Here is a 23,429-nt window from a genome sequence, read left to right as displayed (position 1 = left end):
TGCGTGGTTCACTGCGGAACGGGGGTGGAGAGGGGGACGAGCACGCCACGGGTGCGCACCGGCCAGTCGACAGGCGGCGCCGCGGTGCGGGTGCCGTCGGTGCCCACCGCGGTGACGGTGAACCTCACGGCGGGATCGGTGGCATAGGTGGTCAGCGGGAGGACGAACTGACGCTCTGCCTGGCGCTGGGCGTGGGTGAGAGTCACCGGGTCCGCGGCGGCGCCCAGCAACGTGGCCGCCACCTCCAACCCCGCGACACCCGTCAGGTCCCCGGTGGCCACGAACGTGACGCCCAGGTGGAGGTCCTCGATGTAGCTGCGGGTCTCGTCGAGGCTCTCGGTGCCGGGCTCGACGGTGTGGTCCAACGCAAGCAGACCCACCGTCCCCGGCGGCAGGGGCACTGTGGCCTGCTGCCCGGCGGTGAGGAGCAGCGACGGCGTGGCCACGACGGCGCCGTCGGCCACCACCCGGTTGACCGCCACGCGCCGGTCCAGCCGGTTGGTCAGCCGCACCTCGTCCCCCGTCCGCTCCGCGGTGACCGGGCCCCCGGCCGGTCCGACGACGCGGCTCAGGTCCAGCCGCAGGGTGCTCACCGCGCTGTCGCCGCCGGGAATGGCGTAACGGGCGGAGCCCACGAGCCCGCCGCGCTGCAGCAGGGTCCTCAGCGTGAGCAGGCCGGGAATGTCGGTGGTCAGCATGAAGGTGAAGCCGGTGTCGATGGGTACGCAGTCCGCGCGGTCCGAGCCCGGCACCGCCCAACTCACCTCGGGTGCCACCCCCGCCTGCCACGGGCCGACGAGCTCGACCGGTCGGCCGAGGCGCTGGCGGAGCTCACCGGCGAGGAGAGCGAAGTCCGCCGCGTCCGGCTCGGGCTCCAGCGCTGCGGCCAGCACGCAGCGGATGTTGGCCGGGTTGTCCACGTCGATGGTGGAGGTGAGCAGCAGCGTGGGCTCATAGGCCCGGTCAGGGTCTTCGGCCGGGTAGCGGCCCACGGCGTAGTTCTCGGGGATGACCAGGAACCTGCCCGGCTGGGTCAACGAACGGAAGACCCTGACGCCGGCGACCGTGACCGGTTCCGGCTGCCACGGCCGGTACTGCGTCTCGCCCAGGCGGAGAGCAGGCCGGCAGCCGACGGCCTCCCATCCGTCGCCGGCGCGCTGTCGGTACAGCTGCGGGTGGTCGGCGCACGGCAGAAGGGCAGGGAGCCTGGTGGTGGCGGTGGCGCTCACCTTCGCGTGCCTGATCACGCCAAGCTGCGCCAGGTCGAACTTCTCGAGGGCGATCGCCGGCGTCAGGCGGATCTCCGCCTTGGCCATGGCAAGCAGCTGAGTGGCCGCGATCGTCCGGGTGGCGTCGTCGCGGCGCCGCAGCGCCATCAGCTTCGGCGCGGTGAGACGGTCCACGGTGAGCCTCGACGGCGTCCGCTCCGCCCGCCAGCCGCTGTGCGCCAGACCCACCTCGACGACGGCGGGCTCCGCCTGGAACCCCGGCGTCGACAGCGCACCGTAGGCGAGGCGGGCCCAGTTGTTCTGCAGCACGAAGGTGGCGGTGATTCTCGAGCCGACCTCGCCGAGCACCCCGCTCACCACCGCCGAGTTCGCGGTGACCAGCTCGGTGCGGGCGGCGCCGTCGTCGTCCCGGAAGGGCAGGTGCAGCCCCACCTGCGGCACGCACGGCACAGGCTTCAGCGGAGGCCTTCCCCCGCTCTCCCAGGGTGCGAGTGTGGCGGCGGAGGGGCGGGCGAGCAGGGTCACCACCACGGTGGCCTCCAGCGCGGGGGAGCCGTCGGCCTGATGCCCGACCTGCGCCAGATCGAACCGGAAGGGAGAGGAGTCCGGGTCCTGTCCCGGGGCGGGGACGTCGAGCACGATCTCGGGCAGGTACCAGCGGTCCTCGCCCCGCCGGTCCGCCAACAACGGCCTGCCGTCCAGCACCGGCCCGGTCTCCTGGGGCGCCAGGGGCGTGGACAACACCAGATTCTCGGCCAGGAGCGGCCGGATCACGGCGGGCTGCGGGCGGATGACCTGCATCAGGGGGACCGCCTCGTTCCGGCGCAGCATCAGCAGCTCACGGCCGGGGCCTCTGGTCCTGGTGCTGCGTGCGGGAAAGACGTCCCCCACGACGCCGCCCTCGGCGGTGACCAGGTGCACCACCCGATCGGGGGCGGCCCCGAGGAGGGGAACGATGAGGTCGGCCACCGGCCGCCGCCACTGCCCCGACATGCCGTCGGTCCGCCGGGCCCGGATCACCAGGTCCGGGCCCCCGCCGCCGCCCGCCAGCGCCGCGAGGAGCCCGCGGGCATCGTCGCCGGCGAAGGTGGCGGCCAGCGCCGCCGCCCCGAACGGACCCCGCGACTCTGCGCGCACCGGCTCGGCCACCTGCAGCGTGAACTCCACCCAGGCGAGGTCATCCAGCGTGCAGCGGAGGTCCAGGGCAAGCGTCGCCGTCATCACCAGGCCCGCTATGGGCTCGTGGGGCGCCGGCCTCCGGCTGAGGAGGAACGTGACCGAGCACGCCGGCGCGCCGGAGGGGTCGCGCCGGATCTCGGCGATGCTGGCCATGGCCAGACCTCACAACGGGTAGGACAGGAACGAGGTGGGCGTGCCTCCAGCCGACCGCCTCACCGGCTCGGCCTCCGTCTCGTGGGCCTCCGGGGAGTAGCCCTCCGCGGCGTACTCCTCGGCGTCGTACCCGACGGCGGTGGCAGCTGCGGCAGCAACCACCTCGCGGGTCGACGGGGTGGCAAGCTCGCGCAGGCGGCGGACCCGGTCGTCGGACAGGGAGCGCGTCACCACGCCGTCGGCGTCCGGGGCGGGCACCTCGACGATCAGCGGGCCGTTGCCGTTGGCCGTGACCCATGGCCCGGTCCACGTCTGCCCCTTGCGGAACAGGGTGCCCTTGACGGTGGCCGTGACCTGGTAGCGGTAGTAGGGCAGCAACTGCGGGTCGCCGGAGAAGATCGTCCAGCTGCGGTCCTCGTCCACGTCCTCGAAGCCCCACCGGAAACGCACGGGCGCCAGCCCGATCGGCTTGTAGTCCGCATCGGTGGCCTCCAGCACCACCTCGACGGTCTGCGAGCGGTCCTCCAGCATCACGCCCAGGCCGATGGGACCCACCGCCACCCGGCCTGCGTTGTCGGCGCGGACCTCGAGCGTGGTGTCGTTGAGCAGGGTCCCGTTGGGCTCCGGGTCCAGGTCGATCACGTTGCGCTCGATCTGCACCCGGTGGAACGGATCCAGAGCCTCACTGGGCGGCTCGGCCAGGTGGACCTTGCGCTTGACGTAGGTGAGGTCCGGCGTCCAGCCCGAGGGCGGGTTGTTGACGTCGCCGGCCACCTTCTTGGCGGTCTGGAACTTCCACGTGGGGTCGTTGCCGTCCGCACCGGAGAAGCTGTGTCCCTGCCAGTTGAGCTCGCCGCCGGTGTTGGGATAGCCGATCTGAACCGACATGAACTGCACCGTCTTGTCCTCCCAGCTCGCCACGGGGCGGACCACGCGCGCCAGCCGCTGCGGCCAGTCGTCCAGGTAGACGGTGAGGAAGTACTTGCGCTCGGCCTCGGGATCGCCCTTGATCTCGTCACCCATCCCGGCCAGCGAGCTGGAGATCGTGTGGTCCTGCAGATAGGCGAACTGCCTGGTCTCCTCGTAGTGGAGGTCCAGGTGGCTCTCGTCGCGGCGGTACTTCAGCGACAGCCCAACCCCCCACGGCGACCAGAACGAGCCGCCCGAGGACGCCTGCGCGGCGTCAACCTTGGGCTGCGGCTGCTCGAAGATGGTCTTCTGCGCCATCTCCATGAACTTGTTGAACACCAGATCCGAGCGCTCGTCCATCTTCCGCGCGATCTCGTCGGCGCCCGGCAGCGTCGTGTCCACCTTCACGTCGACCTTGATGGCCCCGGACTTGCGCATGTTGTTGAACTCGGCCTGCGCGTCCACCTTGGCCCACAGGTAGCGGCCCGACGCCGCGGCCGAGAAGTGCGTGAACACCGAGTCCCAGTTGCCGTCGATCTTGATGGTGCACACCGGTGACCAGACCTTCAGCTTGTAGTTCTGGATCACGATCAGCGGGCTGGCCGTGCCGTGGAACGCCGCCCACGCGATGTTGGCCGGGTAGACCCCCAGCAGGCCCGAGAAGGCGTGCGTGCCGGTGGGGTCGATGGAGCCGCTGCCCTGGCCCTGCATCATGCAGTACCACGGGTCCAGGTTGTTGTCCCTGGCCGGGGTGGCGCCGGGCTCCGGGTCCCGGGTCAGCGCCCGGTTGCCGGGCATGCCGACGGTGCGGAACCCCCGGGTGCGGCCGCCGCGGGTGGGCTGGTCCGCCGTCGGGAACCCGGTGGGGGTGGGCGACATGTTGGACACCGACGTGATGGTCTGCGCGATCACCGCGGGCCGGAACATCGGAGGCTTGCGGGCGTTCTTGATGCCCCAGAACGCGTCGGTACTGGTGCTCATCTTGGCGGTGATGTCCGCCTCGGCCTGCCGCCTGGTCTGCTCGGGGAGCGCGCCCGTCACCGAGAACGTCATGATGCCGCCGGCCACGTCTCCGCCGCCGCCGATCACGCCCTCGCCGCCGGTGCCGGAGAAGCGCACCAGGTTGAACAGGTAGTCGCCCTTGTCCGGGCCGTCCTTGCGGGCCATCCGGATCCGGTTGGGCACGTAGTAGAAGACCGGGGCCTCGCCCTGGGCGATCAGCTCGTGGTTGTTGACGTCGGGCAGGTAGAGCACGTCGTACCCGTCCTTGGTGATGGGTTGGGTGCCGCCGGCGTAGGTGGGACCCATTGCCTGGACCATGGTTGCGCCTTCCTCGTCGAGTCTCCGATGCGCACTGCACCGTCACAGACACAGGAGCCCGCGGGCGGCCCGGTGATACGTCAGACGGTGGCGCGCCACGGAGCGCCGAAGCACACGAAGGTGCCCGCGCTCGCGTCGTCGACGGTGGCGCGGGCCAGCGCGGTGGCGGCGTCGGCGCCGCCACAGAGCTCGGCGTGGTAGGCGGCCATCACGGCGGCGGCCAGCTGGTCGCCGATCGGCGCGACGGGGGCCACCACGCAGGAGGCTCCGGCCGACAGCAGTGTCGCGGTGAGACCCAGCGGCTGATCGCCGGGCCGATGGGTGGCGCGCCCCACCTCGCAGGCGGACAGCACCACATGGCTGGCCCGCACCTCCAGGCCCTCCAGCTCGTGCGCGAACACAGGACCGCCGGCCAGCAGGAGGCTGGAGAACTGAGGGTTGTCGCCGCGATGCTCGCCGTGCGCGGCCACGTGGACCAGGTCGTCGCCCGCCAGCGCGTCGCTGAGGTTGGTCGTCTGCACCAACGGCCAGCACCCCGCGACGGACTGCCGCTCCTCCGCCGCGAACGGCAGTCCGGGGCCGGTCAGCACGCTGACCCGCGGCCGGTGCACCACCCGGCCCGAGCTCGCCCAACTCGACGCGGTGGGTGCCACCGTGACGGCGCGGCCGCGCAACTGGGGCAGGGCCAGCCACGGCACCCCTGACAGGACGCGGGTGGGCACCACCACGAGCTGCCCGGGAAGGCCAGCCAGCGGCGCCGCCACCAGGTCCCCCAGCGCGGCCAGGCGCGCCGCCAGCGACGCCGCGACAGCCCCGGCCAGCGGGTGCGCCGGATGCATGTTCGCGCGCGCCGTGAGGTCCGCCCTGGCGGCCTCCACCAACTCGGCTGCCAGCTCGGCCGACCCGAGGCTGATGGTGCGATCCGGGCCGTCGCCCAGCACGACGGCCCTCAGCTCGTCGCCCCAGCGGAGCGTCACCACGAGGCTGCATCCCTGCTCCTCGGCGGCGCTGCGCAGCGTGGCCGCACGGAGAACGACGACGGTGGGGGGCGGTTTCGTCACGGCCCCCCAGGTGAGCGCCCGGAGCTCCCGCTCGGCCCCGACGACGGCGCGCGCGGCCTCCTCTGCGTCGGCTGCCCCGGGGTCGAACGCGGCGCGAAGGCGGCGCAGCTCGGAGGCGGCCTCCTGCACCCGCTGGTCCGGTCCCGCCCTCAGCCGCGGCGTGGGCCGGGTGGCGGCCCGCCACCGCTCCGCCGCCTCCACCACGGCCGACGGGCCCCTCGAGTCGGCGAGCTCCAGGTCCAGAGCCGCCGCAGCCTCGCCGTGCAGGGCGGTCGCGGTGCGCAGGTCCAGGCTGGCCAGGCCCAGCTGGGCGTGCACCAGGGTGGCGTTGGCCCGCCTCAGCACCCGCCGTGCCTCCTCGTCGTCCCCCCGCCGGGAGGCGGCGGTGGCCAGCGCCACCAATCCGGCCAGCCGCAGCGAGACCACCGGCGAGCGCGACAGCCACACGACGTCCGGGATCAGGTCCGCGACCTCTGCCGGCCGCCCGGAGGCAGCGCGCAGCCCGGCCGCCGCGGCCTGGGCCGCCACGAACCGGTCGCCGTCGGCGCTCGCCGCCTCCCACAGCGCCCGGGCCGCGGACAGGCGCGGCCGCGACATCAGCTGGCAGAGCACGGCCCGACGGTGCCAGCCCGGCTCGCCCCGCCGTCGGAACACCTGGGCCGCGGCACGGCTGCGGGTCAGCGCCTCGTCCGAGCGGCCGAGCAGGAGGGCGCACCTGGCCAGGTCAAGGTCCACCTCGGAAGCCTGCTGCGCCCCGGGCTGGCCGGCGCGTGCCAGGAGCAGGAGGTCGTAGGCCTCGGACACCAGGCCCGCCTCCATCAGGGCTCGTGCGCGGTCCTGTCGGGCGACGGAGCGGTCCAGGGTGACGCTCAGGGCGTCCGCGTCGTGCATGTGGCGAAGCGCGGCGGGAAGATCCCCGCGCAGAAACCGGATCCAGCCCAGGTTGTGCCGGGCCATGAACGACACCGGCGCCACGCCCAGCTCGTCGGCCAGCGCCGCCGCGGACGTCAGGTCGGCGGCGGCCTCCTCGAAGCGCTGCAGCTCGGAGGCGATGGTGCCGCGGTTGAGCAGCAGCCGCATCCGGTCAGGCGGCGGAAGGAAGTCCTCGTCCAGGCCGGCCAGCGCGCGCCAGGCCGCCGGCCGGTCCCCGGCTCGGGCCAGGAGAGTCCCTGCCTGGACGTCCGCGGCGCAGGCGATCTGGGGGAGTCCCTGGGCGAGGGCTTCGGCGGCCGCGGCGCGCAGCTCCTCCAACGCCGGCGAGGTGCCCCGCTCCTCGAACGTGACCCAGGCGGACGAGATCCGGATCCGGAGCGCCAACTCGACCTCCGAGGCGTCGCAGGCGGCCGCCGCCCGCGCCAACAGCGCAGCCCCCTCTGCCGTGCGATGCTCCGCGAGCGTCGCACGGGCCGAGTCGTAGAGCTCCTGCGCGGACCGGGTCACCTACACCTCGATGGTGGGAGTGACGACGGGCCGCTGGTCCGGGCGGCCCGGGCGGATGAGGAAGCGCAGCTGGCCGTGCGGCACCAGCGGCCAGGTCAGCCGCCCCGTGGCGTCCGAGACCTGCAGGTCTATCGAGTCGGCAGTCCTGGCCTCCACACTCACCCCACCGCCGGTGACCCAGCCGTCCACCCGGACCCCGCCGTCGGTCTCGCTGAGGACCACCATCAGGCTCAGGCTGGAGGCGGTGAACGTGAGCGTGTCGGTCACCGCGGGGTCCAGCCCCCTGGCGCCCGCCCGGTCCTGCTGGCTCAGGGAGGCGAGCTCGGCGTCCATCAGCTCCAGCGACACCGCGAACGAGACCCGTTCCGCCAGTCCGACCGGCGGCGGATCGAACCGGGCCTGGGCGGCGGCGACGGCGGCGATCAGGTCATCGTCGCCGGCGTCGAGCGGCCGGAGGGCGTCGTCGTGAGGGCTCATGCAGGGCTCCAGGCGGGATCGGAGGCCAGCGAGCGGCGCAGCGTGGCCAGGCATCGCCCCCGGGTGGGGCCGATGGAGCCGACAGGCATGCCGAGCGCGGCGGAAATGGTGGCGTAGTCGGGTCTGGTGGAGTAGGCGATGACGCGCAGCAGGGCCTGGCAGCGCGGGCTCAGCGCGTGGATGTGGGTCCACAGCCGCCGGTTGAGGTCCTCGGACTCGGCGATGACCTCGGGCGTGGGTTCGGGGGCGACGGTGGACTCGGGCAGCTCAACCTCCGGCGGTACGCGGGCCAGGCGCCACGCCTCCCTGCGGGTGGTGGTGAGCAGCCACGCGAACACCGCCTGCGGCTCGGCGATCGATCCGGCGCTGCGCACCAGCGCCAGCCAGGAGGACTGGACCACGTCCTCTGCCTGGGAGTGGCTGAGCCCTGACGAGCGCGCCACAGCCCACAGCGGTGGGGTGAGCAGCTCCACCAGATCCGCGAGGCGCGACGAGTCGCCCTCGCGGTAGCCGCGGAAGGCCTCGGCAGCCCGGCTGGACAGCGACTCCGCCGAGGTCATGGCGCCCGACCGGCCGAAGGGGCCGTCGTCACCACCAGCCGAGGGGCCCCCGTCCGCGCCGAGCCGTGGAACGGCATCGGCACGTAGTAGGGCATCGGGACGTAGTAGGGCAGCGGCACGTAGTACGGCTGGGGCGCATAGGACGCGCGCTGGCGGGGGGATGGCGGGGCGTCGAGGATGCAGGGCTGTGACGGTGACACTGGTACTCCTCCGGGGACGGTTGAAACGGACGTCACCGGACAAGAGCCGACGGCCGCCCTCCTGATACCTCAGTGTCTCCGCTGAGGGCCCACAGTGGAAGGACCGGCTTCCTCAGAGGCCGGAGAGCGCCTCCCGCCAGGCCTCCAGCGCGGCGGGTTCGCCGCCGACAGTGACGTCCGCCTCACGCCCGCTGAGCAGCAGAACCAGCTCCGACGGAAGCCCGGAGACATGGATCGGGCGATTACCCGTGCCCATGGCGATTTGTTGCGCGGTGTCGGTCCGGGTCAGAAGAACGCGCCCCCGGTAGCCCGCCTGCGCCTTGTGGGCCAGCATCCGCGCCACCGGCCACAGCTCCTGCTGCTCCGCCGGGGTGAGCACCTGCGAGCCGCCGTTGGCGCGCAGCACGTCCTCGTGGTGGATGAACAGCTCGGAGGTGTTGACGAGCTTGTCGATCGGCCGCATGAACCAGGCCGGCTGCTCCAGTGCATCCAGCAGGGCCGGATAGCCGAGGCTGTGCAGCGATTCCCGCTGGATGCGTTCGGTCAGCGGCGCGAAGCGCGGAATGCCGATGCCCGGCAGTGCGGCCGGCCGGTGTTCACGGACGTAGAGGTGGGAGGCGAGGTCCTGCGTCTGCCAGCCGCCGCACTTGGTGGGGGCGAACGGGCCGAGGCCGCGGAGGAGGGAGACGAGGGCGGAGCGCTGCCGCTGGGCGAAGGTCATGGGCTCAAGCTTAGGCAGGGCACAATGTGCTCCATGACTGGCACCATCGTGTACAACCAGGACGGACTGATCCCCGCCGTCGCCCAGGACGCCGACACCGGCGAGGTCCTCATGCTGGCCTGGATGAACGAGGAGTCGTTGCGCCTCACGCTGGCCACGGGCCGCGCCACGTACTGGTCCCGCTCGCGGCAGGAACTGTGGGAGAAGGGCCTCACCTCAGGGCACACCCAGCAGGTGGTGTCCGTCGCGCTGGACTGCGACGGCGACGCACTCCTGCTGCGCGTCCACCAGAGTGGCGCCGCCTGTCACACCGGCAACCGGACCTGCTTCTTCACCCCCCTGACAGCGGAGGACCTGTGATGCGGATCGCGCCCACCATCTCGGAGTTCACCAGGCTCGCCGAGGACCGGCGGGTGATCAGCGTCTACGCCAAGCTCCTGGCCGACGACCTGACCCCCGTGGCCGTCTACCAGGCCCTGTGCGGGGCGCGCGAGGGCACCTTCCTGTTCGAGTCCGCGGAGGCCGGCGTCTGGTCGCGCTACTCGTTCGTCGGTGTCAGGACGGCCGCCACCCTCACCGAGCTGGACGGCAAGGCGCACTGGGTGGGGCACCCGCTGGCCGGCATCGGCGACGGCGACCCCCTGACCGCGCTGCGCACCACCCTGCAGCAGCTGGCCACCCCCGTCGTCGAGGGGCTGCCCCCGTTCCACGCCGGCATGGTGGGCTACCTCGGCTACGACGTGGTGCGCCGGCTGGAGCGCCTGCCCGACACCACCGTCGACGACCTCGAGCTGCCCGAGCTGGTGATGATGCTCACCAGCGAGCTGGCCGTGTTCGACCACCACCGCGGTGAGCTGTGGCTGATCGCCAACGCCATCAACTTCGACGGCACAGACGAAGGGGTGGAGCGGGCCTACTACGGGGCCGTGGCAGCGGTGGAGGCCATGGCCGAAGCGGTGCGCGCGCCCCGCCCGTCGTTCGCGGCGCAGGAGGGAGAGCCGGCCACGCTGGCGATCACGCGCCAGCGCACCTCCGAGGAGTACATGGCCATGGTGGAGGAGGCAAAGGAGGAGATCCGCGCCGGCGAGGCGTTCCAGATCGTGGTGTCCCAGCGCTTCGACATCCCCATCACCGCCGACGCGTTGGAGGTCTACCGGGCGCTGCGGCTCACCAACCCCAGCCCCTACCTCTACCTGCTGCGCCTGCCCGGCTTCGACGTCGTGGGCTCCAGCCCCGAGGCGCTGGTCACCGTGCAGGACTCCGTGGTCACCACCCGTCCCATCGCCGGCTCCAGGCCGCGCGGCGCCACCCCGGAGGAGGACCGCAGGCTGGGCGAGGAGCTCCTGGCGGACCCCAAGGAGAGGGCCGAGCACCTCATGCTGGTGGACCTGGGCCGAAACGACCTCGGCCGGATCTGCAAGCCCGGCAGCGTCACCGTGCACGAGTTCATGAACATCCATCGCTACAGCCACATCATGCATCTGGAGGCCGCGGTCTCCGGGCGCCTGGCCTACGGGCGCAGCGCCCTCGACGCGGTCCTGGCCTGCTTTCCCGCCGGCACCCTGTCCGGGGCGCCGAAGGTGCGCGCCATGGAGATCATCGACAGGCTGGAGGTGTCGCGGCGGGGGCTCTACGGCGGCGTGGTGGGCTACTTCGACTTCGCCGGCAACTCGGACGTGGCCATCGCCATCCGCACCGCTGTCCTGTCCGACGGCGTGGCCCACGTCCAGGCGGGGGCGGGCATCGTCGCCGATTCGGTCCCGGAGACCGAGGACGCCGAATGCCGTCACAAGGCGCAGGCCGTCATCACGGCGCTCGCGCGGGCAGAGGCGATGGGCACGGCGTGACCGGACGGTGGGCCGTCACGCTGCTGGCGCTGGCCGGCGCGCTGACCGCGGGGTTCTCGGCGCAGGCCGCTGGCAGCGGGGTTGCCTCCCTCGGATGGGCGCTGGCGGCGGGCCTCGGGCTCTCGCTGATGCTGCGCGGGCTCCAGCTGCGGTTCCTGGGCGTGGCCCTCACCGCCCTGGCGGTCGCGGCCGCCGGGTGGGCGGGTCAGGCCGGGCAGTGGGTGTCGCTGGCCGGATTCGCGGCCTCCGCCATCGCCCTGCTCGGCATGGTGTGGTGGGGGCCGGGCTGGGTGACCCGCCGCCGCGCGGACGGCGCGCACCCCGTCGACCTGTGGGCCGCGATGGATTCCGGGGCCGATCCCACCGACGAGCAGGACGTGCACCGCGCTGGGGACGCACGGTAGTCTCGGCGCATACCTGAAGCGACGAAAGGCTCACGGCAATGGCGCGCACTCCGCAGTACTACCACCACGGCAAGAGCCCCATGGCCTGGGCCGCCTCGGGCATCGCCGCCCTCGGCTTCATCATCGCGGCCGCGGGATCCCTCATGGGCCCGCACTGGGCGCTCGTGATCACTGGCGGGGTCATCGTGGCCATCGCCGCCGTGCTCGCCCTGGTCATGAAAGCCATGGGCTACGGGCAGCCGTGACCGTCCTGGACGACATCATCGCCGGAGTCCGGCTAGACCTCGAGCAGCGCAGGGCGCGAACCCCCCTGGCTGACGTGATGCGCGCGGCCGAGCAGGCCGCGCCCGCTCTGGACCCCATGCCCCGGTTCCGTGCGCCCGGGATGGCCGTGATCGCTGAGGTCAAGCGAAAGTCTCCGTCGAAGGGTGACCTCGCGGATATCGCGGACCCGGCAGCGCTGGCCGCCTCGTACGAGGCGGGCGGCGCCGCGGCCATCTCGGTCCTCACCGAGCAGCGGCGGTTCGGCGGCAGCCTGGCAGACCTCGAGGCGGTCCGAGCCGCCGTCGGCATCCCCGTGCTCCGCAAGGACTTCATGGTGGAGGAGTACCAGTTCCACGAGGCCCGCGCCCACGGGGCGGACCTGGTGCTGCTGATCGTCGCGGCGCTCACCGATGAGGAGCTCGCCAGATTCGGCGCCCTCACCCACGAGCTCGGCATGACGGCGCTCGTCGAGACCCACACCGTCGACGAGGTGGACCGGGCGCTTGCGCTCGGCTTCCAGCTGATCGGCGTCAACAACCGCAACCTCAAGACCCTGGAGGTGGACCTGTCCACCTTCGGCGCGTTGGCGGAGCGGATCGGCGGCACGGCTGTCAGGGTCGCGGAATCCGGCATCCTCACCACCGACGACGTGGCCGCCGTCGCGGCGGCCGGCGCAGACGTGATCCTCGTGGGGGAGGCGCTCGTCAAGCACGGCGACCCCTCCCGGGCCATCGCGGACTTCAGGTCCGCAGCAGAAAGGCAGGACGCATGAGCGTGCCAGATGACAGGGGCCACTTCGGACGCTTCGGCGGCCGATTCGTGCCCGAGGCGCTGCAGGCGGCGCTGACCGAGCTCACCGTCGCGTTCGACGCGGCGCAGGCGGATCCCGCCTACCACGCCGAACTCGCCCGCCTCCAGCGCGACTACTCGGGGCGCCCCACCCCCATCTCGGAGGCGGAGAACTTCTCCAAGCTGTGCGGCAACGCCCGCATCCTGCTCAAGCGCGAGGACCTCAACCACACCGGCGCGCACAAGATCAACAACGTGCTCGGTCAGGCGCTGCTCACCAAGCGGATGGGCAAGACCCGCGTGATCGCCGAGACCGGCGCCGGCCAGCACGGCGTGGCCACCGCCACCGCGGCCGCGCTGCTGGGGCTGGAGTGTCGCGTCTACATGGGCGAGGTGGACACCAAGCGCCAGGCCCTCAACGTGGCGCGCATGCAGCTGCTCGGCGCCGAGGTGTACGCCGTGGCGTCAGGCTCGCGGACGCTGAAGGACGCCATGAACGAGGCGATGCGGGACTGGGTCACCACCGTCGAGTCCACGCACTACCTGATCGGCACCGTCGGCGGACCGCACCCGTTCCCGTACATGGTGCGCGAGCTGCAGCGGATCATCTCCACCGAGGCGCGCCAGCAGATGTTGGACGACCACGGCGCCCTGCCCGACTATGTCGCGGCGTGTGTGGGCGGCGGCTCCAACGCCATCGGCATGTTCTTCGACTTCATCCCCGACGAGAACGTCAAGCTCTACGGCTTCGAGGCCGAGGGGGAGGGAATCGCGACGGGCAGGCACGCGGCCACCATCGTCGCGGGCACCCCGGGCGTGCTGCACGGCGCCCGCACCTACGTCCTGCAGGACGAGGACGGGCAGACCATCGAGTCGCACTCCATCTCCGCCGGGCTGGACTACCCAGGAGTCGGGCCGGAGCACGCCTGGCTGGCCGACACCGGGCGCGCGGTCTACGAGGGCATCACCGACGACGAGGCCATGGACGCCTTCCGGCTGCTGAGCCGCACCGAGGGCATCATCCCGGCCATCGAGTCCGCCCACGCCCTGGCGGGAGCCCGACGGCTGGGTCTGAGGATTGCGGAGGAGGACCCGTCGGCCCGCCCCACGATCCTGGTGAACCTGTCGGGTCGCGGGGACAAGGACGTGGCCACGGCGTTCGAGTACTTCGGGTTGTCGGGCCAGCCGGACCAGACCGTCGGGGGCATGGAATGAGCCAGTTCACAGACGCTGACCGGCTCGGAATCTCCGGCCAGGTCGTCGCCCGCGCACTGGACGCGGGACGCCCGGCGCTGGTGGGGTACCTGCCGGTGGGGTACCCGAGTGTCGCGGATTCGATCACCGCGGTGAAGGCCATCACCGAGGGCGTCGAGGGTCGCGGGGTGGACATCGTCGAGATCGGCATGCCGTACTCGGACCCGCTGATGGACGGTCTGGTCATCCAGCACGCCACCGCCAAGGCCCGCGCCAGGGGCGTGCGCACCCGCGACGCGTTCCTCGCCGTCGAAGCCGTGGCGCAGACAACCGCCACGCCCATGGTGATGACGTACTGGAACCTCATCGAGGCCTACGGCCCTGACGCGTTCGCCCGCGACCTCGCCGCCGCCGGCGGGGCAGGTGTGATCACCCCGGACCTGCCGCCGGACGACTGCCCGGAATGGCATGAGGCCACGGACAACTACGGCCTGGACCGGGTGTTCCTGATCGCGCCGTCGTCGACGGAGGAGCGGATCGCGCTCACCATGGCGTCGTGTCGCGGCTGGGTCTACGCCTCCAGCGTGATGGGCGTCACCGGCACCCGCACCGCCACCTCGGACGCGGCCCCCATCATCACGGCCCGGGCCCGGGCCGTGGACCAGGGGCTCCCCATCGGCATCGGCCTGGGCGTCTCGAACGGGGACCAGGCTGCCGAGGTGGGTCGCTACGCGGACCTGGTCATCGTGGGATCGGCCCTCCTGAAGTGCCTGGACTCCGACGGGCTGGACCTGCAGACAGACCTCGGCCGCCTCCGCAGGCTCGCCGACGAGCTCGCCGGTGGCGTCGAGAGGGCCCGCCGGTGATCTCTCGGCGCGGACTCCTCGGCGTCGGCGCGGTGGGGCTCCTGGCCGGCTGCACCCCCGACGAGGGGCCCGTGGCCAGCGTCAACATGGGCCAGAGTGAGTGGAACGGAACCATGCTGGCCGACGGCGGCAACCCGCTTCCTGACGTGACGCTGACCGACCAGTTCGGGCAGCCTTACAACCTGGCCACGGGGCCCACCACCAGCGCGGTGGCGCTGTTCTTCGGCTACACCAACTGCCCCGACGTGTGCCCGGGGATCATGGCGGACATGGCCACCGCCAAGCGTCGCCTCCCCGAGGACCTCATCGACGACATCACCCTCATCGTGGTCACCACGGACCCCGCCCGCGACACCCCCGAGGTGCTCCGGGAGTACCTGGCGCGCGTGGATGACTCGTTTGTTGGCCTCAGCGGCCCGCTGGAGGACATCATGCCCGCCGCGATGAGCCTCGGCATCGACATCGCCGAGGGCAAGCAGCTGCCCTCAGGCGGCTACGAGGTGGACCACGGCACCTACGTGCTGGGCTTCGGCGAGGACCGCCTGATGCGAGTGGTGTGGAACGGGCTGTCGGCCGGTGAGATGAAGGACGACTTCGAGCGCCTGATCGCCGCCTGACGGGCGCTGGGAGTAGCCTGGGGCAGAGCCGACGAGGAGGACCCCGCATGGGCCTGATGGAGCACGCGATCTGGTGGCAGGTCTATCCCCTGGGAGCGACGGGGGCGCCGATCCGAAACGAGCATGGCGATCCCGCGCACCGGCTGACCCGGCTGGAGGGATGGCTGGACTACCTCGTCGAGCTCGGCTGCAACGGGCTCCTGCTCGGTCCTGTGTTCGCGTCGGTCTCCCACGGTTACGACACGCTGGACCACTTCCGCATCGATTCCCGGCTGGGCGACGACGCAGACTTCGACCGCTTGATCGCCGGAGCCCGCGCCCGCGGGATCAACGTCATGCTCGACGGGGTGTTCAACCATGTTGCCCGTGAACACCCGCTGGTGGCCGAGCGCCCGGAGCTGATCCGTCAGGAGAACGGCCACCCCAAGGGCTGGGAGGGGCACGACTCCCTCGTGGAGCTCAATCACGACAATCCGGCGGTCCTGGACCTGGTCGCCGACGCCATGCTCCACTGGCTCCGGCGCGGCATCGCCGGATGGCGCCTGGACGTGGCCTACGCCGTCCCCACCCGATTCTGGCGCGACGTCGCCGAGCGCGTCCGGGCCGAGTTCCCTGACGCCGTCCTCCTCGGCGAGGTCATCCACGGCGACTACTCCGCCTTCGTCCGCGAATCGACGCTGGACTCGCTGACCCAGTACGAGCTGTGGAAGGCGATCTGGAGCTCGCTCAAGGACGAGAACCTCTGGGAGCTGGCTCACGCGTTTGAGCGTCACGCCGTGTTCTGCGCCGAGTTCCTGCCCCAGATCTTCGTCGGCAACCACGACGTCACCCGCATCGCCACCACCGTGGGCGCCCAGCGGGCCGGCCTCGCGGCGACCATCCTGATGACGCTGCCCGGCATGCCCAGCGTCTACTACGGCGACGAGCAGGGATTCACCGGCACGAAGACCGAGGCCTGGCATGGCGACGACGAGGTCCGCCCGCCGCTGCCCGCCACGCCCGACGAGCTGTCCGCGCTGGGTGAGCCCCTCCACCGCCGCTATCAGGCCGCGATCGCGTTCCGCCGTCGTCACCCCTGGCTGGCCACGGCCTCACTGGAGGTTCTCCACCGAAGCAACACCGAGCTGGTCTACCGCTGCTCCTCCGCCGAGGGCGCGGCCGAGTTCCGCGTGGACCTCGGGGCGGGGATCGTCGCCGTGCGCTCAGGCCACGACTCGCTCATTCTGGACTGATGTTTCGGCCAGGTAACAATTGCCTTACGCTCTGCCACCGGGCATGGATTCAGTTGCTCGGCGCAGGCCGCCCGCATACTGTTTCCTCGCTGTGGCCCGGCCGCAGCATGTCCTGAATGACTTCGAGGAGGACCAGTAGATGGCTCAGAGCGTGTTCCCGCACCGCGAAAAGGTGGGTCTCTACGACCCGTCCTACGAGCACGACGCCTGCGGTGTCGCCTTCGTGGCCCAACTCGACGGCGTGCCCCGGCACCGGATCGTGGCCCAGGGGCTCGAGGCTCTGCGCAATCTGGACCACCGCGGCGCCACCGGCGCCGACGAGGCAGCCGGTGACGGCGCCGGCATCCTGATCCAGGTCCCGGACCGGTTCCTGCGTGCCGTGGCGGGGGTCCACCTGCCGGAGGCCGGCGAGTACGCCGTCGGCCTGGCCTTCCTGCCCACCGACGACGCGCGACGCGCCGAGGTCAAGGCCGCCGTCGAGGCGATCGCCGGGGAGCTGGAGCTCGACGTGCTCGCCTGGCGTGAGGTGCCCGTGGAGACCTCGACGCTCTCGCCCATCTCGATCGGCGCGATGCCACGCTTCGAGCACCTGATCGTGGCAGGCCGCGAGGGGCAGACGGGGATCGACCTGGACCGGGTGGCCTACGTCCTTCGCCGCCGCGCCCAGCACGAGACAGGCCTCTACTTCGCCTCGCTGTCGGCGCGGACACTGGTCTACAAGGGCATGCTCACCACCGCGCAGCTGGAGGAGGTGTTCCCGGAGCTTCACGACGAGCGGATCGAGTCAGCGCTTGCCCTGGTCCACTCACGCTTCTCCACCAACACGTTCCCGGCCTGGGAGCTGGCGCACCCTTACCGCATGATCGCCCACAACGGCGAGATCAATACCGTGCGCGGCAACCGCAACTGGATGCGCGCCAGGGAGGCGCTGCTCACGTCGGACAAGTTCCCCGGAACCCTGGAGAAGCTGTTCCCGATCTGCACCCCCGACGGCTCGGATTCGGCCTCGTTCGACGAGGTGCTCGAGCTGCTGCACCTCGGCGGGCGCTCCCTGCCGCACGCCGTCCTCATGATGATCCCCGAGGCGTGGGAGGGCCACGCCGAGATGGACCCGCAGCGCCGCGCGTTCTACGAGTACCACTCGATGATCATGGAGCCCTGGGACGGGCCCGCCTGCATGACGTTCACCGACGGCACCATCATCGGTGGCTGCCTGGACCGCAACGGCCTGCGCCCGGGACGCTTCTGGGAGACCGCCGACGGACTCGTGGTGTTCGCCTCGGAGGCCGGAGTGCTGCCCATCGAGGCCGGAGACGTGATCCGCAAGGGGCGCCTCCAGCCGGGCCGCATGCTCCTGGTGGACCTGGAGAAGCACACGATCCTCTCCGACGACGAGGTGAAGGGCTCGCTCGCCGCTGAGCACCCCTACGAGAAGTGGGTGGCGGAGAACAAGATCGAGCTCGACGCCCTTCCGGGTCGTGCGCACATCGTGCACTCCCACGCCTCCGTGATCCGCCGCCAGCAGGTGTTCGGCTACACCGAAGAGGAACTCCGCCTCATCATCGCCCCCATGGCCAACACCGGCACCGAGCCGATCGGCTCCATGGGCACGGACTCGCCGATCGCGGTGCTGAGTAGCCGGCCGCGGCTGATCTTCGACTACTTCAAGCAGCTGTTCGCGCAGGTGACCAACCCGCCGCTGGACGCGATCCGCGAGGAGCTCGTCACCTCGCTGACCACCAAGATCGGACCCGAGCGCAACCTGCTGGAGCCCACCCCGGAGGCGGCCAGGCAGCTCACCATGAACCGGCCGGTCCTGGATTCCGAGCAGCTGGCCAAGATCGTGCGCCTCAACAAGGACGGCGAACTGCCCGGGTACGGCACCCACGTGGTGCACGGCCTGTACAAGGTGGCCGGCGGCGGCAGGGCGCTGGAGAAGAAGATCGAGGAGATCTGCCACGAGGTGTCCGCGGCCATCCGCGGCGGAGCCCGCGCGATCGTCCTGTCGGACCGGCACGCCACCGCCCAGCTGGCGCCCATCCCGTCGCTGCTGCTCACCGCGGCCGTGCACCATCACCTGGTGCGGGAGAAGACCCGCACCCAGGTGGGCCTCGTGGTGGAGGCCGGCGACGTGCGCGAGGTTCACCACATGGCGCTCCTGATCGGCTTCGGAGCCGCCGCCATCAATCCGTACCTGGTGTTCGAGTCCGCGGAGGACCTGGCCCGCCGGGAGATGTACGTCGAGGTGAGCGCCGAGAAGGCCATCGCCAACGTCGCCAAGGCGCTGTCCAAGGGCGTGCTGAAGGTGATGAGCAAGATGGGCGTCTCCACCATCGCCTCGTACACCGGCGCGCAGATCTTCGAGTGCGTCGGCCTCAGCCAGGACGTGGTGGACCGCTATTTCACCGGCACCACGAGCCGGCTCGGAGGCCTCGGCCTGGGCCAGCTGGCAGACGAGATCCAGGCCCGGCACACGACCGCCTACCCCACGGATGGCATCCCGCTCGCGCACCGCAACCTCCTGGTGGGCGGCGAGTACCAGTGGCGCCGCGAGGGTGAGCCGCACCTGTTCGACCCGGAGACGGTCTTCCGCCTCCAGCACGCCACCTCCACCGGCGACTACACGATGTTCCAGCGCTACACCTCGCTGGTCAACGACAACTCCTCGCGGATCATGACGCTGCGCTCTCTGATGGACTTCAAGCCCACAGAGCCGATCAGCATCGACGAGGTGGAGCCCGTCGAGAGCATCGTCAGGCGGTTCTCCACCGGCGCCATGAGCTACGGCTCCATCTCCATGGAGGCCCACCAGACCCTCGCCGTCGCGATGAACCGCATCGGCGGCAAGTCCAATACCGGCGAGGGCGGCGAGGACCCGGAGCGGCTCCACGACCCGGCCCGCCGCTCCGCCATCAAGCAGGTGGCCTCCGGCCGCTTCGGCGTGACCTCGGAGTACCTCACCTACGCCGACGACATCCAGATCAAGATGGCCCAGGGCGCCAAGCCTGGCGAGGGCGGCCAGCTGCCCGGCCCGAAGGTCTACCCGTGGGTGGCCAAGACGCGTCACTCGACGCCCGGCGTGGGCCTCATCTCCCCGCCGCCGCACCACGACATCTACTCCATCGAGGACCTCAAGCAGCTGATCCACGACCTCAAGTGCGCCAACCCCTCGGCGCGGGTGCACGTCAAGCTGGTCTCCGAGATCGGCGTCGGCACGGTCGCGGCGGGCGTCAGCAAGGCCAAGGCGGACGTGGTGCTGATCTCCGGCCACGACGGCGGCACCGGCGCGGCGCCCCTGACCTCGCTCAAGCACGCCGGCGCCCCGTGGGAGCTCGGCCTGGCCGAGACGCAGCAGACGCTGCTGCTCAACGGGCTGCGTGACCGCATCGTCGTCCAGTGCGACGGCCAGCTCAAGACCGGCCGGGACGTGCTCATCGCAGCGCTGCTCGGCGCCGAGGAGTTCGGGTTCGCGACTGCGCCCCTCGTGGTGGCCGGCTGCATCATGATGCGCGTCTGCCACAAGGACACCTGCCCGGTGGGTGTGGCCACGCAGAACCCGTTCCTCCGGGGCAAGTTCCACGGGGACCCGGACCACGTGGTCAACTTCTTCATGTTCATGGCGCGCGAGGTGCGCGAGCTGCTCGCCTCCCTCGGGCTGCGCTCCCTCGAAGAGGCCGTCGGACGGGCGGACCTGCTGGACGTCGGCAAGGCGGTTGGCCACTGGAAGACCCACGGCCTCAACCTCTCGCCCATCCTTACGCAGATCGACGTCCCCGAGGGCACGCAGCGCCACTGCACCACGGTCCAGGACCACGGCCTGGACTCGAAGCTGGATGTCGAGCTGATCCGGCTGTCGGAGCCCGCGCTCGCCCGCGGCGAGCAGGTGCGCCAGTCGTTGCCGGTGCGCAACGTGGACCGCACCGTCGGCACCATGCTGGGCCACGAGGTGACCAAGGCCACCGAGGGCAAGGGCCTGGAGCCAGGCACCATCGAGTTCACGCTCACCGGCACCGGCGGCCAGAGCTTCGGCGCCTTCCTGCCCCGCGGCATCACGCTGCGGCTCATCGGTGACTCCAACGACTACTTCGGCAAGGGACTCTCGGGCGGACGCCTCGTCGTCACCCCGCCGCAGGGGGTGCGCTTCGACCCCGCCGAGCAGATCGTCGCAGGCAACGTCATCGGCTACGGCGCCACCTCAGGGGCTATGTTCCTGCGCGGCCTGGTGGGCGAGCGCTTCTGCGTGCGCAACTCCGGGGCCACCGCCGTCGTCGAGGGCGTGGGGGACCACGGCTGCGAGTACATGACCGGCGGCGAGGTCCTCGTCATCGGGCCCACCGGCCGCAACTTCGCCGCCGGCATGTCCGGTGGCGTGGCCTGGGTGCTGGATCTGAACCCGCTGCGCCTCAACACCGAGTTGGCGGACCCGGTCGACCCGGAGCCTGAGGACGTGGCACGGATCCGGGAGCTGATGGACGAGCACCGCGCCGAGACAGGCTCCCTGGTCGCCGACGAGCTGCTCCAGCTCAGCGACGAGGACCTGCGCCTCCGCTTCACGAAGGTGCAACCGCGCGACTTCGCCCGCATCATGGCCGTCAAGGCCCAGTCCGTCTCCGACGGGCTGTCCGACGAGGACACCACCACACTGATGATGGAGGCCGCTCATGGCTGATCCCAAGGGTTTCATGACCACGCCACGGCAGGTGGCCGAGCGTCGCCCCGTGGAGGAGCGCGTGCACGACTGGAAGGAGGTCTACCCGGGCACCCCGGGCAAGGCCCTCCTGCCGATCATCTCCCAGCAGGCCGGCCGCTGCATGGACTGCGGCATCCCGTTCTGCCACAACGGCTGCCCGCTGGGCAACCTCATCCCCGAGTGGAACGACCTGGTCTGGCGCGACGAGTGGCAGGCCGCGCTGGACCGGCTGCACGCCACCAACAACTTCCCGGAGTTCACCGGCCGCCTCTGCCCGGCGCCCTGCGAGACGGCCTGCGTGGTGGCGATCAACATGGACGCGGTGACCATCAAGAACGTCGAGGTGGCCATCATCGACAAGGCGTGGGAGGACTCCCGCGTCTTCCCGCAACAGCCTGAGTGGCACACCGCCAAGACGGTGGCCGTCGTCGGCTCCGGGCCGGCCGGCCTCGCCGCGGCGCAGCAGCTGACCCGCGCCGGGCACACCGTCGTGGTCTACGAGCGTGCCGACGCCATCGGCGGCCTGCTGCGGTACGGCATCCCCGAGTTCAAGATGGAGAAGGCCGTCCTCAACCGCCGCCTCAAGCAGATGGTGCTGGAAGGGACCCAGTTCAAGACCGGCGTCAACGTGGGCGTCGACATCACGGGCAAGGAACTCCTGGACCGCTACGAGGCCGTGGTGCTCGCCGTCGGCTCCACCGTTCCCCGCGACCTGCCCGTCCCCGGGCGCGAGCTCGCAGGCATCCATCAGGCCATGGAGTTCCTGCCCCAGGCCAACCGCGCCGCGCTCGGCGAAGAGGTGGCGGACCAGATCACCGCCGAGGGCAAGGACGTGGTGATCATCGGCGGCGGTGACACCGGCGCCGACTGCCTCGGCACCTCCACCCGGCAGGGCGCACGATCCATCACCCAGCTTGAGATCCTGCCCATGCCCCCGGGGGACCGCCCCGCGGGCCAGCCGTGGCCCACCTACCCGATGACGTTCAAGATCACCTCGGCGCACGAGGAGGCCGGGGACCGGGTGTACTCCGTGTCCACCAACCGGTTCGTGGGCGACGACCAGGGCCGGGTCGCCGGCCTGGACATCGTCGAGGTCCGCTTCGACGCCGGCCGCTTCGTGCCGGTCGAGGGCACCGAGCGGCACATCCCGGCCCAGTTGGTGCTGCTGGCGATGGGGTTCACCGGGCCCCAGCAGACCGGCCTGGTCGAGGAGCTCGGGGTGGAGCTCGATCCCCGCGGCAACATCGTGCGCGATGACAAGTACCGCACCAGCGTGGAGCACGTGTTCGTGTGCGGCGACGCGGGCCGCGGGCAGTCGCTGATCGTGTGGGCGATCGCGGAGGGTCGGTCCTGCGCGCAGGGCGTCGACGAGCACCTCAGCGGCTCGTCGAAGCTCCCACGGCCGATCGGGCCCCAGGAGCGCCAGCTGCTGGTCTAGCGGTCATCTTCGATTGTCAGTCGGGGTTTCGGTCCCTGAGGTGGGGCCGCCCGCGGAGCGGCGTGGCCTGTCCCCATCGCTCCCTGAGGAGGGCCGCCCGCGTAGCGGCGTGGCCTGTCCCCATCGCTCCCTGAGGAGGCGCGCCGCCGAAGGCGCGGGTGCCGTCTCGAAGGGTCGTGACTATCACCTTCACGCGTTTCTCCCCGCACTCGTCTGGCTTGTGGCGTTGTCTGCTCCGGGTGTGGGCCGGCGGGGCGGCGTTGGGGGTGGGTCTGCTTGGGCGGGATGCCGGTTGGGTGGTCGTCGGGTTGGGCACCGCTGCGCAGTGCCGCCCTGCCGTCCCCCACCCTTGCGCTCGGGAGCGGGACCCTTTGGACCTGAACCCCCGACAAGCCAGCGGAGACGACCATTGGTGTCCTGCGTCAGGCCGATGGGGCTGTCTCGCACCGGGAGGGTCCCACAGGGATAGGCTCGGCAGATGAAGACACTGTTCGCCGAGTTCACCGCGCTGCCCGGACACGAGGATCGGGTCGCCGAGTTGATGGCTGGCCTCACCGAGAAGGTCCGCCAGGAGCCCGGCAACGTGGTGTTCCTCCCGTTCACCCGGGAGGACCACCCGCGCCGCTGGTTCGTCTTCGAGCAGTACCGCGACGACGACGCCTTCCAGGCACACATCACGGCCGAGTACGGCGCTGAGTTCAACGCGGAGCTGGTCCACCACATCGTGGAGGACGGCTCGCACCTCACCTGGTTGAACGAGCCCTGAGCCGCCCGCGTTTCGTGAAGCGCTAGCCTGCTGACTGCCCGGACGAGTGAACGGGCGGGGGAGGAGTCACCGT

General features: G+C 71.3%; 19 protein-coding genes. 12 read left to right on the top strand and 7 right to left on the bottom strand.

Annotated features, from left to right (window positions below; translation table 11 throughout):
* Positions 1-8: 8 nt before the first annotated feature.
* The 7 genes from ACX1D1_RS10190 to ACX1D1_RS10160 all read right to left on the bottom strand — a co-directional run bounded on the left by ACX1D1_RS10190 (position 9) and on the right by ACX1D1_RS10160 (position 9,249).
* Complete coding sequence (locus ACX1D1_RS10190) at positions 9-2,561, bottom strand: hypothetical protein (RefSeq protein ID WP_459054486.1); 2,553 nt, start codon at positions 2,559-2,561, stop codon at positions 9-11.
* Positions 2,562-2,570: 9 nt separating this feature from the next.
* The gene (locus ACX1D1_RS10185; protein ID WP_459054485.1) at positions 2,571-4,790 is read right to left on the bottom strand and encodes a hypothetical protein; all 2,220 of its coding nucleotides are present in this window, start codon (positions 4,788-4,790) and stop codon (positions 2,571-2,573) included.
* 80 nt (positions 4,791-4,870) lie between these two features.
* Positions 4,871-7,291, bottom strand: coding sequence for a CHAT domain-containing protein (locus ACX1D1_RS10180; protein WP_459054484.1), 2,421 nt, complete (start codon positions 7,289-7,291; stop codon positions 4,871-4,873).
* Positions 7,292-7,768, bottom strand: a complete 477-nt coding sequence (locus tag ACX1D1_RS10175; RefSeq protein ID WP_459054483.1) for a hypothetical protein — start codon at positions 7,766-7,768, stop codon at positions 7,292-7,294. It abuts the gene before it with no gap.
* Positions 7,765-8,328, bottom strand: coding sequence for an RNA polymerase sigma factor (locus tag ACX1D1_RS10170; protein WP_459054482.1), 564 nt, complete (start codon positions 8,326-8,328; stop codon positions 7,765-7,767). The genes ACX1D1_RS10175 and ACX1D1_RS10170 overlap by 4 nt, the downstream gene beginning before the upstream one ends.
* Positions 8,325-8,528 carry a hypothetical protein gene (locus ACX1D1_RS10165; protein WP_459054481.1) on the bottom strand — a complete coding sequence of 68 codons (204 nt, stop codon included), beginning with the start codon at positions 8,526-8,528 and terminating at the stop codon, positions 8,325-8,327. Before ACX1D1_RS10165 ends, ACX1D1_RS10170 begins: the two co-directional genes overlap by 4 nt.
* Positions 8,529-8,640: 112 nt before the next feature.
* Positions 8,641-9,249, bottom strand: coding sequence for a TIGR03085 family metal-binding protein (locus ACX1D1_RS10160; protein ID WP_459054480.1), 609 nt, complete (start codon positions 9,247-9,249; stop codon positions 8,641-8,643).
* 33 nt (positions 9,250-9,282) lie between these two features.
* On the opposite strand from ACX1D1_RS10160, the gene hisI reads away from it, so the two are divergent.
* The 12 genes from hisI to ACX1D1_RS10100 all read left to right on the top strand — a co-directional run bounded on the left by hisI (position 9,283) and on the right by ACX1D1_RS10100 (position 23,356).
* A complete protein-coding gene (gene hisI, locus ACX1D1_RS10155) occupies positions 9,283-9,609 on the top strand; it encodes a phosphoribosyl-AMP cyclohydrolase (RefSeq protein ID WP_255422194.1) in 327 nt (108 codons plus the stop codon).
* Positions 9,609-11,096, top strand: a complete 1,488-nt coding sequence (locus ACX1D1_RS10150) for an anthranilate synthase component I (RefSeq protein WP_459054479.1) — start codon at positions 9,609-9,611, stop codon at positions 11,094-11,096. The genes hisI and ACX1D1_RS10150 overlap by 1 nt, the downstream gene beginning before the upstream one ends.
* Positions 11,093-11,500: a hypothetical protein gene (locus tag ACX1D1_RS10145; RefSeq protein WP_459054478.1), complete on the top strand. Its 408-nt coding sequence runs from the start codon at positions 11,093-11,095 to the stop codon at positions 11,498-11,500. The genes ACX1D1_RS10150 and ACX1D1_RS10145 overlap by 4 nt, the downstream gene beginning before the upstream one ends.
* A gap of 38 nt (positions 11,501-11,538) precedes the next feature.
* A complete protein-coding gene (locus ACX1D1_RS10140) occupies positions 11,539-11,745 on the top strand; it encodes an HGxxPAAW family protein (protein WP_182782657.1) in 207 nt (68 codons plus the stop codon).
* A complete protein-coding gene (trpC, locus tag ACX1D1_RS10135; RefSeq protein ID WP_459054477.1) occupies positions 11,742-12,536 on the top strand; it encodes an indole-3-glycerol phosphate synthase TrpC in 795 nt (264 codons plus the stop codon). Before ACX1D1_RS10140 ends, trpC begins: the two co-directional genes overlap by 4 nt.
* The gene (gene trpB / locus ACX1D1_RS10130) at positions 12,533-13,768 is read left to right on the top strand and encodes a tryptophan synthase subunit beta (protein WP_459054476.1); all 1,236 of its coding nucleotides are present in this window, start codon (positions 12,533-12,535) and stop codon (positions 13,766-13,768) included. Before trpC ends, trpB begins: the two co-directional genes overlap by 4 nt.
* Complete coding sequence (trpA, locus tag ACX1D1_RS10125; protein WP_182782660.1) at positions 13,765-14,613, top strand: tryptophan synthase subunit alpha; 849 nt, start codon at positions 13,765-13,767, stop codon at positions 14,611-14,613. Before trpB ends, trpA begins: the two co-directional genes overlap by 4 nt.
* Entirely contained in the window at positions 14,610-15,230 is a 621-nt protein-coding gene (locus ACX1D1_RS10120; protein WP_459054475.1) for an SCO family protein, read from the top strand. The genes trpA and ACX1D1_RS10120 overlap by 4 nt, the downstream gene beginning before the upstream one ends.
* Before the next feature lie 47 nt (positions 15,231-15,277).
* Complete coding sequence (locus ACX1D1_RS10115; RefSeq protein ID WP_459054474.1) at positions 15,278-16,462, top strand: alpha-amylase family protein; 1,185 nt, start codon at positions 15,278-15,280, stop codon at positions 16,460-16,462.
* Between the two features lie 139 nt (positions 16,463-16,601).
* Positions 16,602-21,131, top strand: a complete 4,530-nt coding sequence (gene gltB / locus ACX1D1_RS10110; protein ID WP_459054473.1) for a glutamate synthase large subunit — start codon at positions 16,602-16,604, stop codon at positions 21,129-21,131.
* The gene (gltD, locus tag ACX1D1_RS10105; RefSeq protein ID WP_459054472.1) at positions 21,124-22,590 is read left to right on the top strand and encodes a glutamate synthase subunit beta; all 1,467 of its coding nucleotides are present in this window, start codon (positions 21,124-21,126) and stop codon (positions 22,588-22,590) included. Before gltB ends, gltD begins: the two co-directional genes overlap by 8 nt.
* A 478-nt stretch (positions 22,591-23,068) precedes the next feature.
* Entirely contained in the window at positions 23,069-23,356 is a 288-nt protein-coding gene (locus tag ACX1D1_RS10100) for a putative quinol monooxygenase (RefSeq protein WP_459054471.1), read from the top strand.
* The last annotated feature ends 73 nt before the right edge of the window (positions 23,357-23,429 follow it).

The sequence above is a fragment of the Tessaracoccus luoxuelianae genome, from assembly GCF_054483915.1.
Note: the sequence above shows the minus strand (reverse complement) of the source record. Positions and strands in the feature narration are given on the sequence as shown.

Coding starts and splice junctions, on each gene's coding strand:
- hisI (WP_255422194.1), top strand. CDS start 9,283: ATGACTGGCACCATCGTGTACAACCAGGACGGACTGATCCCCGCCGTC.
- ACX1D1_RS10190 (WP_459054486.1), bottom strand. CDS start 2,561: ATGGCCAGCATCGCCGAGATCCGGCGCGACCCCTCCGGCGCGCCGGCG.
- ACX1D1_RS10160 (WP_459054480.1), bottom strand. CDS start 9,249: ATGACCTTCGCCCAGCGGCAGCGCTCCGCCCTCGTCTCCCTCCTCCGC.
- ACX1D1_RS10140 (WP_182782657.1), top strand. CDS start 11,539: ATGGCGCGCACTCCGCAGTACTACCACCACGGCAAGAGCCCCATGGCC.
- gltD (WP_459054472.1), top strand. CDS start 21,124: ATGGCTGATCCCAAGGGTTTCATGACCACGCCACGGCAGGTGGCCGAG.
- trpB (WP_459054476.1), top strand. CDS start 12,533: ATGAGCGTGCCAGATGACAGGGGCCACTTCGGACGCTTCGGCGGCCGA.
- gltB (WP_459054473.1), top strand. CDS start 16,602: ATGGCTCAGAGCGTGTTCCCGCACCGCGAAAAGGTGGGTCTCTACGAC.
- ACX1D1_RS10100 (WP_459054471.1), top strand. CDS start 23,069: ATGAAGACACTGTTCGCCGAGTTCACCGCGCTGCCCGGACACGAGGAT.
- ACX1D1_RS10170 (WP_459054482.1), bottom strand. CDS start 8,328: ATGACCTCGGCGGAGTCGCTGTCCAGCCGGGCTGCCGAGGCCTTCCGC.
- ACX1D1_RS10150 (WP_459054479.1), top strand. CDS start 9,609: ATGCGGATCGCGCCCACCATCTCGGAGTTCACCAGGCTCGCCGAGGAC.
- trpA (WP_182782660.1), top strand. CDS start 13,765: ATGAGCCAGTTCACAGACGCTGACCGGCTCGGAATCTCCGGCCAGGTC.
- ACX1D1_RS10185 (WP_459054485.1), bottom strand. CDS start 4,790: ATGGTCCAGGCAATGGGTCCCACCTACGCCGGCGGCACCCAACCCATC.
- ACX1D1_RS10115 (WP_459054474.1), top strand. CDS start 15,278: ATGGGCCTGATGGAGCACGCGATCTGGTGGCAGGTCTATCCCCTGGGA.
- ACX1D1_RS10175 (WP_459054483.1), bottom strand. CDS start 7,768: ATGAGCCCTCACGACGACGCCCTCCGGCCGCTCGACGCCGGCGACGAT.